The sequence below is a fragment of the Actinophytocola sp. genome (assembly GCF_049647105.1).
Lineage (GTDB): Bacteria > Actinomycetota > Actinomycetes > Mycobacteriales > Pseudonocardiaceae > Actinophytocola.
Map to the genome: position 1 here is coordinate 1 of NZ_JBARWZ010000257.1, position 14190 is coordinate 14190.

A 14190-nucleotide genomic window follows, 5' to 3' on the forward strand; every position below is an offset into this window, starting at 1 on the left:
CGCGAATAGGGTCGGTGGATGCCCGTCCCTATTCGCGCGCCCTCTAGGGCCTGGCCGGATCGATGCTCCGGCCGACGCCCTGTGCCGCCACCTGAAGCGCGGCGACGAGCCGGGACCGGTCGCGGCCGAGCCGAGGCACGACGATGCCGAGCGCCGCCACGACCGAACCGTCCGGCGTCGCGATCGGCACGGCGACCGAGCACGCGCCGAGGCTCATCTCCTCGCTGGTCTGGGCGAACCCGTCGCGGTGCACGCGCCGCAACTCGGCACGCAGCCGTCCCGGCTGGGTGATCGTGTAGGCGGTGACGCGGGTGAGGTTGCGGAGCACCTGCGCCAGCACGTCGTCGGGCGCGTGCGCGAGCAGCACCTTGCCGACGCCGGTCGCGTGCATGGGCAGCCGCGACCCGACGTCGCTGACGACCGGCACCGACACGTGCCCGGCCAGCCGGTCGATGTAGAGCACCGACGTGCCGTCGCGGACCGCGAGGTGCACGGTCGCGAGCGTGGCGCCGTAGAGGTCGTGCAGGAACGGCGACGCGACCTGCCGCAGCCCCGACTGGACCGGCGCCAGCAGCCCGAGGTCCCACAGCCGCCGCCCGACCACATACTCACCGGAGTCCCGCCGCACCAGCGCGCCCCACGCGACCAGCTCGCCGACCAGCCGGAACGCGGTCGCGATCGGCAGGTCCGCGCGCTTCGCGAGCACGGTGAGGGTCATGGCGCGGTGCTCGTCGTCGAACGTGCCCAGCACGGCCAGCACGCGCGACGCCACCGTGGTGCCCGGTCGTGCGCTGTTACCCGCCACCCGGCCGTCCTTCCGCTCAGTGAAATCGAAGTTTCGCACCCCGCATCGATCCGGCCTAGCGTGGTCGTCGTGACAGGAGCAGTTCCGCGTGTCACGGCGTCGTCGGACGCCGCGGCAGCGACGCAGGCGGAGATCAGTGCCGAGATCGCGGCGGTCGCCGCGACGCGCACAGGAAAGGAGACCCAGCCCCGGCTCGACTACGCGCCCTACCGCAGCAGCATCCTGCGCCACCCAACGAAGTCGCTCCACCAGGCCGATCCCGAGGCGGTCGAGCTGTTCGCGCCCGTGTTCGGCCCCCAGGACGTCGACCAGCTCGAGGCCGACCTGACCATCCAGCACACCGGTGAGCCCATCGGCGAGCGGATCGTGGTGACCGGCCGGGTCATCGACGGCGACGGCAGGCCGGTGGCGGGCCAGCTGGTGGAGGTCTGGCAGGCGAACGCGGCGGGGCGGTACCTCCACCAGCGCGACCAGCACCCGGCACCGCTGGACCCGAACTTCACCGGTGTCGGCCGCTGCCTCACCGGCCAGGACGGCTCCTACCGGTTCCAGACGATCAAGCCGGGCCCGTACCCGTGGCGCAACCACGCGAACGCGTGGCGGCCCGCGCACATCCACTTCTCGCTGTTCGGCACCGAGTTCACGCAGCGGATGGTGACGCAGATGTACTTCCCCGGCGACCCGCTGTTCGGGCTCGACCCGATCTACCAGTCGATCGTCGACCCGAAGGCCAGGGACCGGCTGATCGCGGCCTACGACCACGACGTCACCATGGCCGAGTACGCCACCGGCTACCGCTGGGACATCGTGCTCACCGGCGGCCACCGCACGTGGAGCGAGTCGTGAGCGCCGCGACGCCGGGCCAGACCGTCGGCCCGTTCTACGGCTACGCGCTCCCCTTCGATGGCGGCCCCGACCTGGTGCCGAAGGGCCACCCGGACGCGATCCGCCTGCACGGCGAGGTCCTGGACGGGTCGGGCGCGCCGGTACCGGACGCGCTGCTGGAGATCTGGCAGGCCGACCGCGACGGGACCGTGCCACGCGTCGGCGGGTCACTGCACCGCGACGGCTACACGTTCACCGGCTGGGGCCGGGCGGGCACCGACAACGCGGGCCGGTACTCGTTCACCACGGTCACCCCCGGCGCACCGTTCATCGCGATGACCGTGTTCGCCCGCGGCCTCATGAACCGGCTGTTCACCCGCGTCTACCTGCCGGGCGCGAGCGACCCGTTCCTGCTGTCGGTCCCCCCGGACCGCCGGGACACGCTGGTGGCCGTGAAGGACTCCGACGGGCTGCGGTTCGACGTGGTGCTACAGGGTGACGGGGAGACGGTGTTCATTGCCTACCCTGGACATTCATGACGGCTTTCTTGTACGACGCGGTCCGCACGCCGTTCGGCAGGTTCGACGGTGGGCTGGCCAAGGAGCGGCCGGACGACCTCGCCGCGACCGTGCTGGCGGCCATCGCCGACCGCACCCCCGGGCTGGCCCCGGCCGACGTCGACGAGGTGACGTTCGGCCTCGCGAACGGCGCGGGCGAGGACAACCGCAACGTGGGCCCGCTCGGCGCGTCGGGTGGCCGGATCCTGGGCACGCTGGCGAAGGTCCTGCGCGAAGGCGGGCACCGCTGGGGCGTGGCCGCGATCTGCATCGGAGTGGGTCAGGGGCTCGCGGTCGTGCTGGAGAACGTGGCGTGAGCACCATCTGTGAGTCCACCGACGAGGCCGTCGCCGGGATCTCCGACGGGGCGACGGTGCTCGTCGGCGGCTTCGGCACCGCGGGCCAGCCGGTGGAGCTGATCGACGCGTTGCGCCGGGCCGGGGCCAAGGACCTCACGATCGTGTCGAACAACGCGGGCAACGGGTCGCACGGGCTCGCCGCGCTGCTCGCCGCGGGCCAGGTCCGGCGGATCGTGTGTTCCTTCCCCCGGCAGAAGGACTCGTACGTGTTCGACGAGTTGTACCGCTCGGGGAAGATCGAGCTGGACGTGGTGCCGCAGGGCAACCTGGCCGAGCGGCTGCGCGCGGCGGGTGCGGGGATCGGCGCGTTCTACTGCCCGACCGGCGTCGGCACCCCGCTCGCCGATGGCAGGGAGACGCGGACCATCGACGGCCGCGAGTACGTGCTGGAGTACCCGATCCGCGGCGACGTCGCGTTGATCAAGGCGCACCAGGGCGACACGCTGGGGAACCTGGTGTACCGCAAGACGGCCCGCAACTTCGGCCCTGTCATGGCGACGGCCGCGACGCTGACCGTCGCGCAGGTGCTGTCGGTGACCGAACCCGGTTCGCTGGACCCTGAGGTGGTGGTGACGCCGGGGATCTTCGTGAACCGGCTGGTGGCGTGCCCGTCGCCCGTTGTGCCGACGGAAGAAGGAGCGGCGGGATGAACCGTCTCGATCGTGGCGATATCGCGAAGCTGGTGGCCGCCGACATCCCACCCGGCTCGTATGTGAACCTCGGCATCGGGCAGCCCACGCTCGTGGCGGACTACCTGGCGCCGGACTCCGGCGTCATCCTGCACACCGAGAACGGCATGCTCGGCATGGGCGGTGCCGCGCGGGGCGACGAGGTGGACCCGGACCTGATCAACGCGGGCAAGGTGCCGGTCACCGAAACCCCCGGCTCGTCGTACTTCCACCACGCCGACTCGTTCGCGATGATGCGCGGCGGGCACCTCGACGTGTGCGTGCTTGGCGCGTTCCAGGTCTCCTTCACCGGCGACCTCGCGAACTGGCACACCGGCAAGCCCGACGCCATCCCCGCGGTGGGCGGCGCGATGGATCTCGCGATCGGCGCGAAGCAGGTGTACGTGATGATGACGCTCTTCACCGACGCCGGTGTGCCCAAGCTCGTGCCGTCCTGCACGTACCCGCTCACCGGCCTGCGTTGCGTGAGCCGCGTGTACACCGACTACGGCGTGTTCCTCGTCGGCGAGAACGGGGTGGAGATCCGGGAGACCCACGGCATCGAGGAAACCGACCTCCGCGACAAGCTCGGCCTGTAACAACGCTGGTGTGACAGCGATGCGTAAACTGTGGGAGTCCCAACGGGCGTGGGGGTCGATCGGTGTACGCCAGAAAGCTCGCGGCGGACGGTCACCGCAGAGCCGCGCTCTTCGTCGACTTCGAGAACGTGCACCGCGGCCTGTGCGAGTCGAGCCCGGAGGCGGGGCGGCGGTTCGCGACCCAGCCCGCGCGGTGGGTGCAGTGGATGGAGCGGACCCTGGGCCCGCTGGTGGTCGACCTCGACGACCAGCCACGCAAGCTGCTGCGGCGGATCTGCTACCTGGAACCCGCGCGATCCGGGCAGTTCCGGCCGTACTTCACCCGCGCCGGGTTCCGGGTCGTCGACTGTCCCGCGCTGACCACGATGGGCAAGAACAGCGCCGACATCCACATGGTGCTGGACATCCTCGACACGCTCACGCACCCGGAGCGGTACGACGAGTTCATCGTCCTGTCGGTCGACGCCGACTTCACGCCCGTGCTGCTCCGATTACGGGAGCACGACCGCCGCACCGCCATGCTGGTCAGCGGACCCGCCGCGGCGGCGTTGCAGGCGGCGTGCGACTTCGCGATCCCCGACTCGGTGTTCCTTGACGAGGCACTCGGCCTCGCGGTCGAGGACGACTCCGCGCCCGCGCCGGCACCGATCGAGCTGGACGAACTGCGGCAGCAGATGCAGCGGGTGGTGCTGGATCTGGTGTCATCGGCGGCGGAACCGGTCGTGATGGCCAGGGTGGCGCACGAGGTCCGCAAGGCCGTCGGCATGTCGGTCGACACCACGAGCTGGGCGGGCAGCGGAAGTTTCGGCAAGTTCATCGCGCAGATGACCAACGAGCACCTCCGCGTCGACAGCAGGCGGTCGCCGGGCTGGCTGTACGACCCGACCCGGCACACGGCGAGCGCGCAGGCCGCGCTGAACATGTCCGAGGTGGTGGACCGGGTCAGCAGGCTCGTCGACGCGCCGATGCTGTCCCCGGAGACGTACGCGACGCTGTTCTGTGTGCTCGCCGAGGTCGGCGACACCGACGGCGACGGCGACCAAGCCGAGGCGGAACGCAGGGCACGGGACCGGTGCGCGGAGCTGGGCCGCCCGGTGTCCCGGCCCGCGGTGCACTTCGTGGTAGTCGGCCTGCGACACCAGGGGATCGTGTGGCCGCACCCGGGCCTGGACGCCGCGAAACTCGCCGAGGCGTTCGCGGAGAACGTCCTCGCGCTGACCACGAACGTGCCGATGGTGTTGTCGGACAACGAACGCGCGGAGATCCGCGGCTGGCTCGCGCCTGCGCCCCGGAAGACGCTTTCAGGTCATTGAGCGTCCCGCTTTCAGGCATCACTGCTAGTGCCCCGTCAAGGCGAAGAGGGCACGTTTCTCCGCTGCCCAGGCGCAAACGACCCACTTCACCTTGACGAGGCACTAGAGCGTGGTTTCGCCCGGTAGCCCGAAGAACTCGTGCCACTTCGGGCCCGGGCCGAAGGCCGTGCCGGTCGACAGGGCGACGTAGGTGTCCGCGCCGGACAGCTTCGTGAACGTCACCACGTCGTCCTTGCCGTCGCCGTTGTAGTCGCCAACGTACGGGAACTCGCCCTGTGGCGCGAAGAAGTCGTGCCACTTCCTCGGTGTGCCGAAGCCGCTGCCGGTCGACAGTCCAACGTGGACGATGCCATCGCGGCTGAACTGGATGATGTCCGCCTTGCCGTCGCCGTTCACGTCGCCGAGGCGTGGGTCCGCGAGCCCGGCCGCGAACGAGTCGTGCCACTTCGCCGACGCGCCGAACAACGAACCCGTCGACAGGGCGACATGGACGTCGGCCTGGGCGCCGTGTGTGAAGGTCACGATGTCGTCCCGGCCGTCGCCGTTCACGTCCGCCAACCCCGGTGACTCACCGGCGATGCCGAAGAAGTCGTGCCACTTGGCCGACGCCGCGAACCCCGATCCGGTCGACAGCGCCACGTACACGTCGGCCAGGTTGTTGCGGGTGAACGTGATGATGTCGTCGCGGCCGTCGCCGTTCACGTCGCCGACCGACGGTACCTCGCCGTCGATCGCGAAGAAGTCGTGCCACTTCGCCGCCGCGCCGAACGACGAACCCGTCGACAGGGCGACATGGACATCGGACAGCGACCCGTGTGTGAACGTCACGATGTCGTCGCGGCCGTCGCCGTTGAAGTCACCCGTCAGCGGCGTCTCACCCGACAGCGCGAAGAAGTCGTGCCACTTCACCGTGGTGCCCACGAAACCGGTGCCGTTCGACAACGCGACGTAGACATCCGCCAGCGGGTCGTGCGTGAACGTGACCACGTCGTCGCGGCCGTCGCCGTTGAAGTCCGCGTGCGAGCCGGTGAACACACCCGCGTACGCGGAGTTGAACGACAGCGGCGCGACGTGCAGCCCGCCCTGCCCCCACCCGGCGCCGGTCACCCACGTCGCGCCGGACGGCTCGGTGACGATCTCCGCGGCGTGCGCGTCGACGCGCCCGGCCAGGTCGTTGACCGAGAAGTGGAACGGGTCGCGGCTGCGGTACACCCTGGTGTCCTTGTACCCGGAGTCGCAGCAGATCGACAGGTACCACCAGCCGCCGCGGAACACCACGAACGGCGACTCCGTCGGCCCGCCGAACGTGCCTGACGCGGCGTGGGAGAACGCGACCTGTTTCCCGCTCCAGTGCACGAGGTCGGTCGAGGTCCGGTACGCCACCTGGTGGTTGCCGCCCGTCGGGGTGCTGTTGGCCGTGTAGTACATGACCCACTGCGGCCCGACCCGCGTCACCATCGGGTCGCGGGCGTCGAAGCCGTCGGTGAACAGCGGGTTCGCCGCGCTGCGGGTCCAGTTGTTCAGGTCGGTCGAGGTCGCGAGGTGCATCCGGTACGCGGCGTGGTCCGGGGTGCCGCCCGCGTAGTACATGTAGTAGACGCCGTTGTGGTGGATGACGTGCGGCGCCCAGATGTGGCTCTCACCGAGCGCCGGGTCGGCGGTCAGCGCGAACGGCCGTTTCGTCCACGGCCCGTTCGGCGATGGCGCTGTCGCGTGCCCGAAGCTCTTCTCGTCCAACGGGTTCGCCGGTTCCGCGTGCGTGATCGCGTATACGTGCCACGTCCCGGTGACCACGTCCCGGACGAGCGTGTGGTCGTTGTAGTACCACTGCTCCGACTCCCCGACCGACGGGTCGTAGACGCGGATGAAGTTCCCCGCCGAAACCGTCGGCGGGGCGGGGGCCGCGCCGGCAGGCGCCGCCATGAGCCCGGTCAACACGAGCACGAGCGCCAGCAGGCGCAGCCCCTTGCCCATCACGTTCTCCTTAGAGGGTTACTTCGCCGTTGAGACCGAAGAAGTCGTGCCACTTGGCGCCGCCCGCGAAGCCGGTGCCGGTCGACACACCGACGTACACGTCGTTCAGCGAGCCCTTGGTGAACGAGAGGATGTCGTCCTTGCCGTCACCGTTGGCGTCGCCCGGGTACGGGAACTCCCCGCCGAGGCCGAAGAAGTCGTTCCACTTCACCGTGGTGCCGGAGAACCCGGTGCCGGTCGAGGTGGCCACGTACACGTCCGCCGCCGCGTTCAGGGTGAACGTGGCGATGTCGTCCTTACCGTCACCGTTGAAGTCGCCGATCCTCGGCGCCTCGCCCGCGACGGAGAAGAAGTCGTGCCACTTCACGGTGGTGCCGGTGAACGCCGACCCGTTGGACAGAGCCACGTACACGTCCGCCAGCGTGCCCTGGTTGAACACCGCGATGTCGTCCTTGCCGTCGCCGTCGAAGTCCCCGACGCCCGGCGTCTCCCCGGCGAGGCCGAAGAAGTCGTGCCACTTCACCGACGCCGCGAACGACGTGCCCGTCGACAAGGCGACATAGACATCCGCGAGGTTGTTGCGGGTGAACGTGATGACGTCGTCCTTACCGTCACCGTTCACGTCACCCACGGCGGGCACCTCTCCCGCCAGCCCGAAGAAGTCGTGCCACTTCACCCCCGCGCCGAACGCCGAGCCGGTCGACAGCGCGACGTAGACGTCGTTCAACGTCCCGTGCGTGAAGGTGACGATGTCGTCTTTGCCGTCCCCGTCGAAGTCACCGGTCAACGGCGTCTCCCCGCCAGGCGCGAAGAACTCGTGCCACTGCACCGATGTGCCCGCAAACCCGGACCCGTTGGACAACGCCACATAGACATCGCCCAGCGTGCCCCGGTTGAACGTGACGATGTCGTCGCGGCCGTCACCGTTGAAGTCGGTGTTCGATCCCGTGTAGACACCCGCCGAGCCGCCGCCACTGTTGACGAGGCTCATGTAGTAGTCCCAGTTCCAGTGCGGGCCGGGGTCGGTGTGGTCGTTGCCGGGGATCTGGTTGTGGCCCTGGATGTACTGGCGCGTCTTCGGCAGCCCGTGCCGCTCGCACAGCCACTTCGTGAGCGCCGCGGACGACCGGTACATCGAGTCGGTGAACCAGGACGGGTTGTCCACGAAGCCCTCGTGCTCGATGCCGAGCGACCGCGAGTTGGCCGACCGCACGTGGTAGGCGGTGTCGCCGTCGCGGACCATCTGGGTGATCTCGCCGTCGGACGACCGCACGACGTAGTGGGCGCTGACACCGGACGACGGGTTCTGGAACCACGACACGGTGCCCGCGTAGGACCCCTGTGTCACATGGATGACGACCAGGTTGATCGCGGCGGACCGGCCCGCACTGTAGTTGGCACCGTTCGCGGCGACCCACCGCGAGTTCGGGTAGTCCAGACCCTGTGCGGACACCCCGCCCGAGGTGACCTTCTCGAACCGGCCGCGTTCCGGTGCCGACGGATAGGGCGCCACCTCGACCGGCTCACCGTCGGGGGTGCGGACCTGCATGCCATCGGACAGCAGGTCGTACACGGTGTCCGCGTACAGCCTCGCCACGACGTCGTCGGTGGCGCCGCCGTACCGCGCGACGACCGGGTACCAGGCCGCGATCCGGTTCCGGTCCTCCTCGGACAGCCCGGCCTTGTCGGCCAGCGACCGCAACACGGCCGCACCGCCCCGGATGTTGGCGGCGGTGTCCTTCTTCAGCGCACCGACCTGCTCGCCGGTCAGCTCCGCCGCCTGTTCGAGGGTCTGCCGCGACGGGTTGCTCACCAGGTGCATCACGCCGTACCCGTTGTCCTGGCTGGGTTCGCCGCCGTGCCCGTCGAGGTGCGTCTCACCGTAGCCGACGGCCACCATCAGGTCGCGGGGCACGTCGAACTCGCTCGCCGCCGCGGCGAACGCAGCGTTGACCGGCCCCCGCTCCGGCTCCGCGGCCGCGACCGGGGTGCTCATCAGTCCCGCGACGACAGTCAGCGCTGTGCCGAGGGCCGCAAGGCGTCTCTTCATGTCCCGCTCCTCTACAGAGTGATTTCGCCGTTGAGACCGAAGAACTCGTGCCACTTGGCGCCGCCCGCGAAGCCGGAGCCGCTCGACAGCCCGACGTAGACGTCGTTCAGCGAGCCCTTGGTGAACGTGACGACGTCGTCACGGCCGTCCCCGTCGAAGTCTCCGGTGTAGGGGAACTCGCCACCGAGCGCGAAGAAGTCGTGCCACTTGACGGTCGTGCCCGCGAACCCGGTGCCGGTCGAGGTGGCGACGTACACGTCCGCGGCGGCGTTGTTGGTGAACGTCGCGATGTCGGCCTTGCCGTCGCCGTTGAAGTCACCGATGCGCGGCGACTCCCCGCCGACGGAGAAGAACTCGTGCCACTTCACCGTGGTGCCGGAGAACCCGGTGCCGGTAGAGGTCGCGACGTACACGTCCGCGGCCGCGTTGTTGGTGAACACCACGATGTCGGCCTTGCCGTCACCGTTGACGTCACCGACCCCTGGCACCTCGCCCGCGAGCCCGAAGAAGTCGTGCCACTTCACCGAAGCCGCGAACGACGTGCCGGTCGACAAGGCGACATAGACATCCGCGAGGTTGTTGCGGGTGAACGTGACGATGTCGTCGCGGCCGTCGCCGTTCACGTCCCCGACCGAGGGCACCTCGCCGCCGAGGCCGAAGAAGTCGTGCCACTTCACGCCGGGCCCGAACGAGGAACCGTTCGACAGCGCCACGTACACGTCGTTGAGCGAGCCATGGGTGAAGGCGACGATGTCGTCGCGGCCATCCCCGTCGAAGTCACCGGTCAGCGGCGTCTCCCCGCCGGGCGCGAAGAACTCGTGCCACTTCACCGATGTGCCCGCGAACCCGGATCCGTTGGACAGCGCGACATAGACATCACCCAGGGTGCCCTGGTTGAACGTGACGATGTCGTCGCGGCCGTCGCCGTTGAAGTCGGTCGGCGAGCCGGTGAACGCCCGCGCGCCGCCGACGAGACCACGTGCCTCGTCCATCATGGCGCGGGCCCTGCCCTCGGCCTGGTCGTAGCGTTCCGGGCAGCACGACCGCTGCACGCTCTGCGCGAGCAGGCCCGCCGTGTAGCTGGGGTACAGCGGCTCGTTGCGCTGCGCCTGTACGAAGAACTGGGTGGCCGCGTACGACACGTTCATGATCTGCTCCGGCGTGCCCCAGCCCTGGCTTGGCCGTTGCTGGAAGACGCCGAGGGAGTCCTTGTCGCCGCAGTTCAGGTTGTTCATGTGCGACTCGACCCAGCCGGCCTCGAACGCGGCGAGCATGACCTTCTGCGACACGCTGCGGTCCAGGCCGACCTGGTAGACGACCTTGATCACGTTCGGGTCGTGGTTGGCCGGGATGCTCGAACAGGCCAGCGGTTCGACCGTCAGCGGCACGTGGTCGCCGGGGGCCGATGGGTCGGCGGGTGCGGCTGCTGCGGGCAGCCCCATTCCCGCCAGTGCCAGCGCGGCGATGCCGACGAGCGCGCCGCGTCTCCAACTTCTCATCGCGAATCCTTTGTCTCAGCAGGGTTTCTCTAGAGGACTCGTTCGCCGTTCAGGCCGAAGAAGGTCGTGCCACTTGGCCCGTCCGGGGTCTTCTGTGCCGCGGCGGCGATGCCCGCGGCGATGGGCAGGAGGGCGACCGCGGACACGGCCGCCATGACTCTGCTGGCGTGCATAGGTTTCCCCGTTGGGTCAGATGGTCGGGCGGGGGATCTCGGCGGCGGTGCCGAAGTCGTCGTGCCACTTGACGGTGGTGCCCGCGAAGGCCGAGCCGGTCGAGGTCGCCACGAACACGTCCGCTGCCGCGTTGTGCGTGAAAGTCAGGACGTCGGCCCTTCCGTCGCCGTTGACGTCACCGAGGCCGGGCAGCTCGGTACCGACCGCGAAGAAGTCGTGCCACTTCCAGGCGTTCTGCACGAACCGGCCACCGTCCGAAAGCGACACGAAGACGTCCGCCGTGGTGCCGCGGGTGAACGTGACGACGTCGTCGCGGCCGTCCCCGTTCACGTCGGCCGCACCGGCCAGTTCGGTGCCGACCGCGAAGTTGTCGTGCCAGAGCCAGCCTTCCTGCACGAACGCGCCACCGTTGGACAGCGACACGTACGCGTCGCCCCGGGTGCCGCCGGTGAACGTCACCACGTCGTCGCGGCCGTCGCCGTCGAAGTCACCGACCGAGGGCCGTTCGTCGTTGATGCAGAAGCTGTCGGACCACTTCACCCCCGGCCCGAAGCTCGAACCGTTCGACAGCGCGACGTAGACGTCCCCGGCGCTGCCGCAGGTGAACGTGATGATGTCGTCGCGGCCGTCCCCGTTCACGTCGCCGACGGCGGGCTTCTCGGTGCCCACGGCGAAGTAGTCGTGCCACTTCGTCGACCCGCCGGTGAACCCGGATCCGTTGGACAGCGCGACGTACACGTCGGCGGCGTCGCCTCGGGTGAACGTCGCGATGTCCGAGCGGCCGTCGCCGTTGAAGTCGCCGGTCAGCGGCACCTCACCGGTCAGGGAGAAGGAGTCGTGCCCCTTGGCTCTGGCCCCGAAGGCACTGCCCGACGAGGTCGCGGTGTAGACGTCGTTGGTCGAGCCCTGGGTGAACAGCACGGCGTCGTCGCGGCGGTCCCCGTTGACGTCGGTCGTGACCGGGAACGAGGTCGTCGCGCCGGCCACACCGGACGCGGCCCCGGCGTTGCCTGCCCGGTCGACCGCGACCACGCGGTAGTGCCGGGTCGTGTTCGCGGGCAGGGGCCCGTGCCGGAAGCTGGGCGTGGTGCTGGTGCCGACCAGGTTGCCGCCCGTGATCGGCACGGACGAGTCGGCCGAGGCGTACACGCGGTAGGCGGCGACGCCGACGTTGTCGGTGGCGGGCGGCCAGCTCAGCGCGACCGCGTGCGTGCGCCCGCCGACCGCCGGGGTGGCGACCCCGCTCGGCGGCGTGGTGTCGGTGAACGGCGCGACCAGGTTGACGGCCGCGTACCGGCCGGCGGTCCACGCCTGCCCACTGGGCACGAGCCGAACGGTGATCGCCGACTTGCCCCCGGTCAGCGACGGCGGCAGCGTGAAGTCGTCGTCGAGCCAGCGCTGCGACTGGTTGCCGAGCGCCTGCACCCACGTCCCGGCGGCCGCCCCGTCGACGGTCACGGCCGCGGTCTGGTACGCGGCGTTCTGGTCGCTGGTGCGCCTGATCCGCACCCCCTGGTTGCCGGGGTCGACGGCGAGCCGGAAGCTGATGGCGCCGCCGGTCGACCGGACCTGGTCGGTCACCCCGTTGTGGTCGTCGTCGCCCTCGTACACGCCGGTCAGCCCGTACTGCGATGCGGCGCCGGACTCGGTGTAGGAGTGCGCGGACCGGCTGCCCGCGTCACCGACGACGATCGTGTCGGTGGTACGACTTGCCAGTTGTGGCTTGGTGTAGAGGAAGGCCGTGGTGCTCTCGGCGACGGGCATGTCGTTCTGCGCCCCGTGCTCGATCCCGAACCGCAGCCCGGTCGAGTAGGAGACGGCGTCGCCGATCTGCAGCCGGTACATGGAGTCGCACTCGACCGCGCACGCGCCGGTGCGGACGCGGTGACCGGTGTTTCCGGTGAAGACCCCGCTGTACTCGCCGCGGTTGAAGTACCAGCCGGACTCGTAGAAGTCCTCGGTGCCGGTGCCGTGGATCTGCGGGGTCAGCGACCCGTCGACCTGGATGCGCTCGTCGCCCTCGAGGTAGCCGCGTTCGTTGCCACCGGCGACCGAGTTCCGCACGACCTGCGTGACCCCGACCAGCCGCCCGCGCCCCGGCTGGTCGGCGATCACCCAGTCACGGGCCTGCGTGGTGTTGCCGGCACGGGACTGGGTGGTGAAGTACCCGGCGTTGCCGCCAGCCGCGAGTTCGGTGGCCCACTTGCCGTTCGGCGCGTGCGTGACCTCGGTCTGGAGGCCGCTGATGGTCGCGCCGGTGGTGTTGGCGATGCTGATGGTCGCGCCGTTCGCGTAGGGCATCATCCACCAGGCGCTGTACCACCCGCCCGCCGCGGCGTCCATGGAGAACATCAGCGAGCGGACCTCCCGCTCCCCGAGCCCGGCGCCGAAGAACTCACCGAGCGGCGCGTCAACGGTGGACCGCCCGTCGAAGGTGGCGCGAAGCCGGAGCCCGTTCAGGTTCGCCTCGGTGGCCAGGTTGTCGGGCACCCGGACGCGCACCGCGGTGACCGCGGCCGGCCCGGCGAGGTTCGCGATCGTGGCCGACCCGCCTGCCCCCGGCGAGACCGTGGCGCTGACCGTGGCGGCCCCCGGCTGGGCGGGCTTGGGGTCCTGGCGGCCAGCGTTGCGCAGCGACGAGATCACGTCGTTCGCCGGGTCCTCGGGGTTGAAGCGGGTGATCCCGGCGGCGTCGGTGAACTCCCGGTACCCGACGTGGTAGAAGAGCGGGTTGTTGGTGGTGGTGACGACCATCGAGTCCCGGTAGGGCATGGGAATCTTGATGGTGACGCCGCCGGAGGTCTGGTCGGCGTTGGTGACGAGCGGGAACGCGAAGGGAGCCCCGAGGTCCCCATCGACCACGCGCTGCAGGTTCGCGTCGAGGACGGTGACCCCGTCGAGCACGATCCTGATGTTCCCGGTCGCGGTCACGTTCCCTTCGTCCCGCGTGAACCAGATCGACTGGATCTCGCCGGGCCCTCGGTCCTCGGCGAGCACACAGCCCGGCCCGTTGGTACGCAGGCACGAGTACCGCCCGACGAACCCGTCGTCGTTGGTCCCGTTCCGCGCGAAGCTGGAGAACTGCTTGGTCTGCGACCCCCCGGCGAGGTCGGGGAGGAGGTCCAGGCGCCGGTAGGTATCCCACCCGACGGCCCCGTTCCCGGCGCGCGGCTCGGCACCGGCAGCGGCGGGCGGCCCCAGCCCGAGCACGACGAGGGCAGCGCAAAGCAGGACGGCGAGTCTCGACATCGAGGACACCTTTCGATCAACCGCGAGGCAGGGACGGTCGATACGGACCCGAGTAATCGTTTACCCGAGTGGCTAAGTGTCCGATTGGTGACTGAGTGACGTCAATAGGCTAGATGGC

General features: G+C 69.8%; 12 protein-coding genes. 6 read left to right on the top strand and 6 right to left on the bottom strand.

Annotated elements, in window-relative coordinates:
• Window positions 1-43: 43 nt before the first annotated feature.
• Entirely contained in the window at window positions 44-805 is a 762-nt protein-coding gene (locus tag WBA97_RS30485; protein WP_424234414.1) for an IclR family transcriptional regulator, read from the bottom strand.
• Window positions 806-874: 69 nt separating this feature from the next.
• Here WBA97_RS30485 and pcaH point away from each other — a divergent pair, with 69 nt between their 5' ends.
• From pcaH to WBA97_RS30515, 6 genes are all read left to right on the top strand, one after another.
• Window positions 875-1651 (top strand): protocatechuate 3,4-dioxygenase subunit beta, encoded by a 777-nt coding sequence (pcaH, locus tag WBA97_RS30490; protein WP_424234415.1) that lies wholly within the window; start codon window positions 875-877, stop codon window positions 1649-1651.
• Window positions 1648-2169, top strand: coding sequence for a protocatechuate 3,4-dioxygenase subunit alpha (pcaG, locus tag WBA97_RS30495; RefSeq protein ID WP_424234416.1), 522 nt, complete (start codon window positions 1648-1650; stop codon window positions 2167-2169). Before pcaH ends, pcaG begins: the two co-directional genes overlap by 4 nt.
• Window positions 2166-2504: a hypothetical protein gene (locus WBA97_RS30500; protein WP_424234417.1), complete on the top strand. Its 339-nt coding sequence runs from the start codon at window positions 2166-2168 to the stop codon at window positions 2502-2504. Before pcaG ends, WBA97_RS30500 begins: the two co-directional genes overlap by 4 nt.
• A complete protein-coding gene (locus tag WBA97_RS30505) occupies window positions 2501-3196 on the top strand; it encodes a 3-oxoacid CoA-transferase subunit A (protein ID WP_424234418.1) in 696 nt (231 codons plus the stop codon). The genes WBA97_RS30500 and WBA97_RS30505 overlap by 4 nt, the downstream gene beginning before the upstream one ends.
• Window positions 3193-3813: a 3-oxoacid CoA-transferase subunit B gene (locus WBA97_RS30510; RefSeq protein ID WP_424234419.1), complete on the top strand. Its 621-nt coding sequence runs from the start codon at window positions 3193-3195 to the stop codon at window positions 3811-3813. The genes WBA97_RS30505 and WBA97_RS30510 overlap by 4 nt, the downstream gene beginning before the upstream one ends.
• Before the next feature lie 62 nt (window positions 3814-3875).
• Window positions 3876-5126: an NYN domain-containing protein gene (locus WBA97_RS30515; protein WP_424234420.1), complete on the top strand. Its 1251-nt coding sequence runs from the start codon at window positions 3876-3878 to the stop codon at window positions 5124-5126.
• Window positions 5127-5228: 102 nt separating this feature from the next.
• Here WBA97_RS30515 and WBA97_RS30520 read toward each other — a convergent pair whose 3' ends face one another.
• Genes WBA97_RS30520 through WBA97_RS30540 form a run of 5 tightly spaced genes read right to left on the bottom strand, consistent with a single transcriptional unit; the run spans window position 5229 to window position 14072 of the window.
• Window positions 5229-7100, bottom strand: a complete 1872-nt coding sequence (locus tag WBA97_RS30520) for an FG-GAP-like repeat-containing protein (RefSeq protein WP_424234421.1) — start codon at window positions 7098-7100, stop codon at window positions 5229-5231.
• A gap of 10 nt (window positions 7101-7110) precedes the next feature.
• Window positions 7111-9150 carry an N-acetylmuramoyl-L-alanine amidase gene (locus WBA97_RS30525; RefSeq protein ID WP_424234422.1) on the bottom strand — a complete coding sequence of 680 codons (2040 nt, stop codon included), beginning with the start codon at window positions 9148-9150 and terminating at the stop codon, window positions 7111-7113.
• Between the two features lie 11 nt (window positions 9151-9161).
• Entirely contained in the window at window positions 9162-10649 is a 1488-nt protein-coding gene (locus WBA97_RS30530; protein WP_424234423.1) for an FG-GAP repeat domain-containing protein, read from the bottom strand.
• A gap of 29 nt (window positions 10650-10678) precedes the next feature.
• The gene (locus tag WBA97_RS30535) at window positions 10679-10822 is read right to left on the bottom strand and encodes a hypothetical protein (protein ID WP_424234424.1); all 144 of its coding nucleotides are present in this window, start codon (window positions 10820-10822) and stop codon (window positions 10679-10681) included.
• A 16-nt stretch (window positions 10823-10838) separates the two neighbouring features.
• Complete coding sequence (locus WBA97_RS30540; protein WP_424234425.1) at window positions 10839-14072, bottom strand: DUF2961 domain-containing protein; 3234 nt, start codon at window positions 14070-14072, stop codon at window positions 10839-10841.
• Window positions 14073-14190: the final 118 nt, after the last annotated feature.

Excerpts from the sequence above, each read along its gene's own strand:
- WBA97_RS30535 (WP_424234424.1), bottom strand. The coding sequence starts at position 10,822 with ATGCACGCCAGCAGAGTCATGGCGGCCGTGTCCGCGGTCGCCCTCCTG.
- WBA97_RS30500 (WP_424234417.1), top strand. The coding sequence starts at position 2,166 with ATGACGGCTTTCTTGTACGACGCGGTCCGCACGCCGTTCGGCAGGTTC.
- WBA97_RS30510 (WP_424234419.1), top strand. The coding sequence starts at position 3,193 with ATGAACCGTCTCGATCGTGGCGATATCGCGAAGCTGGTGGCCGCCGAC.
- WBA97_RS30525 (WP_424234422.1), bottom strand. The coding sequence starts at position 9,150 with ATGAAGAGACGCCTTGCGGCCCTCGGCACAGCGCTGACTGTCGTCGCG.
- WBA97_RS30530 (WP_424234423.1), bottom strand. The coding sequence starts at position 10,649 with ATGAGAAGTTGGAGACGCGGCGCGCTCGTCGGCATCGCCGCGCTGGCA.
- WBA97_RS30540 (WP_424234425.1), bottom strand. The coding sequence starts at position 14,072 with ATGTCGAGACTCGCCGTCCTGCTTTGCGCTGCCCTCGTCGTGCTCGGG.
- WBA97_RS30520 (WP_424234421.1), bottom strand. The coding sequence starts at position 7,100 with ATGGGCAAGGGGCTGCGCCTGCTGGCGCTCGTGCTCGTGTTGACCGGG.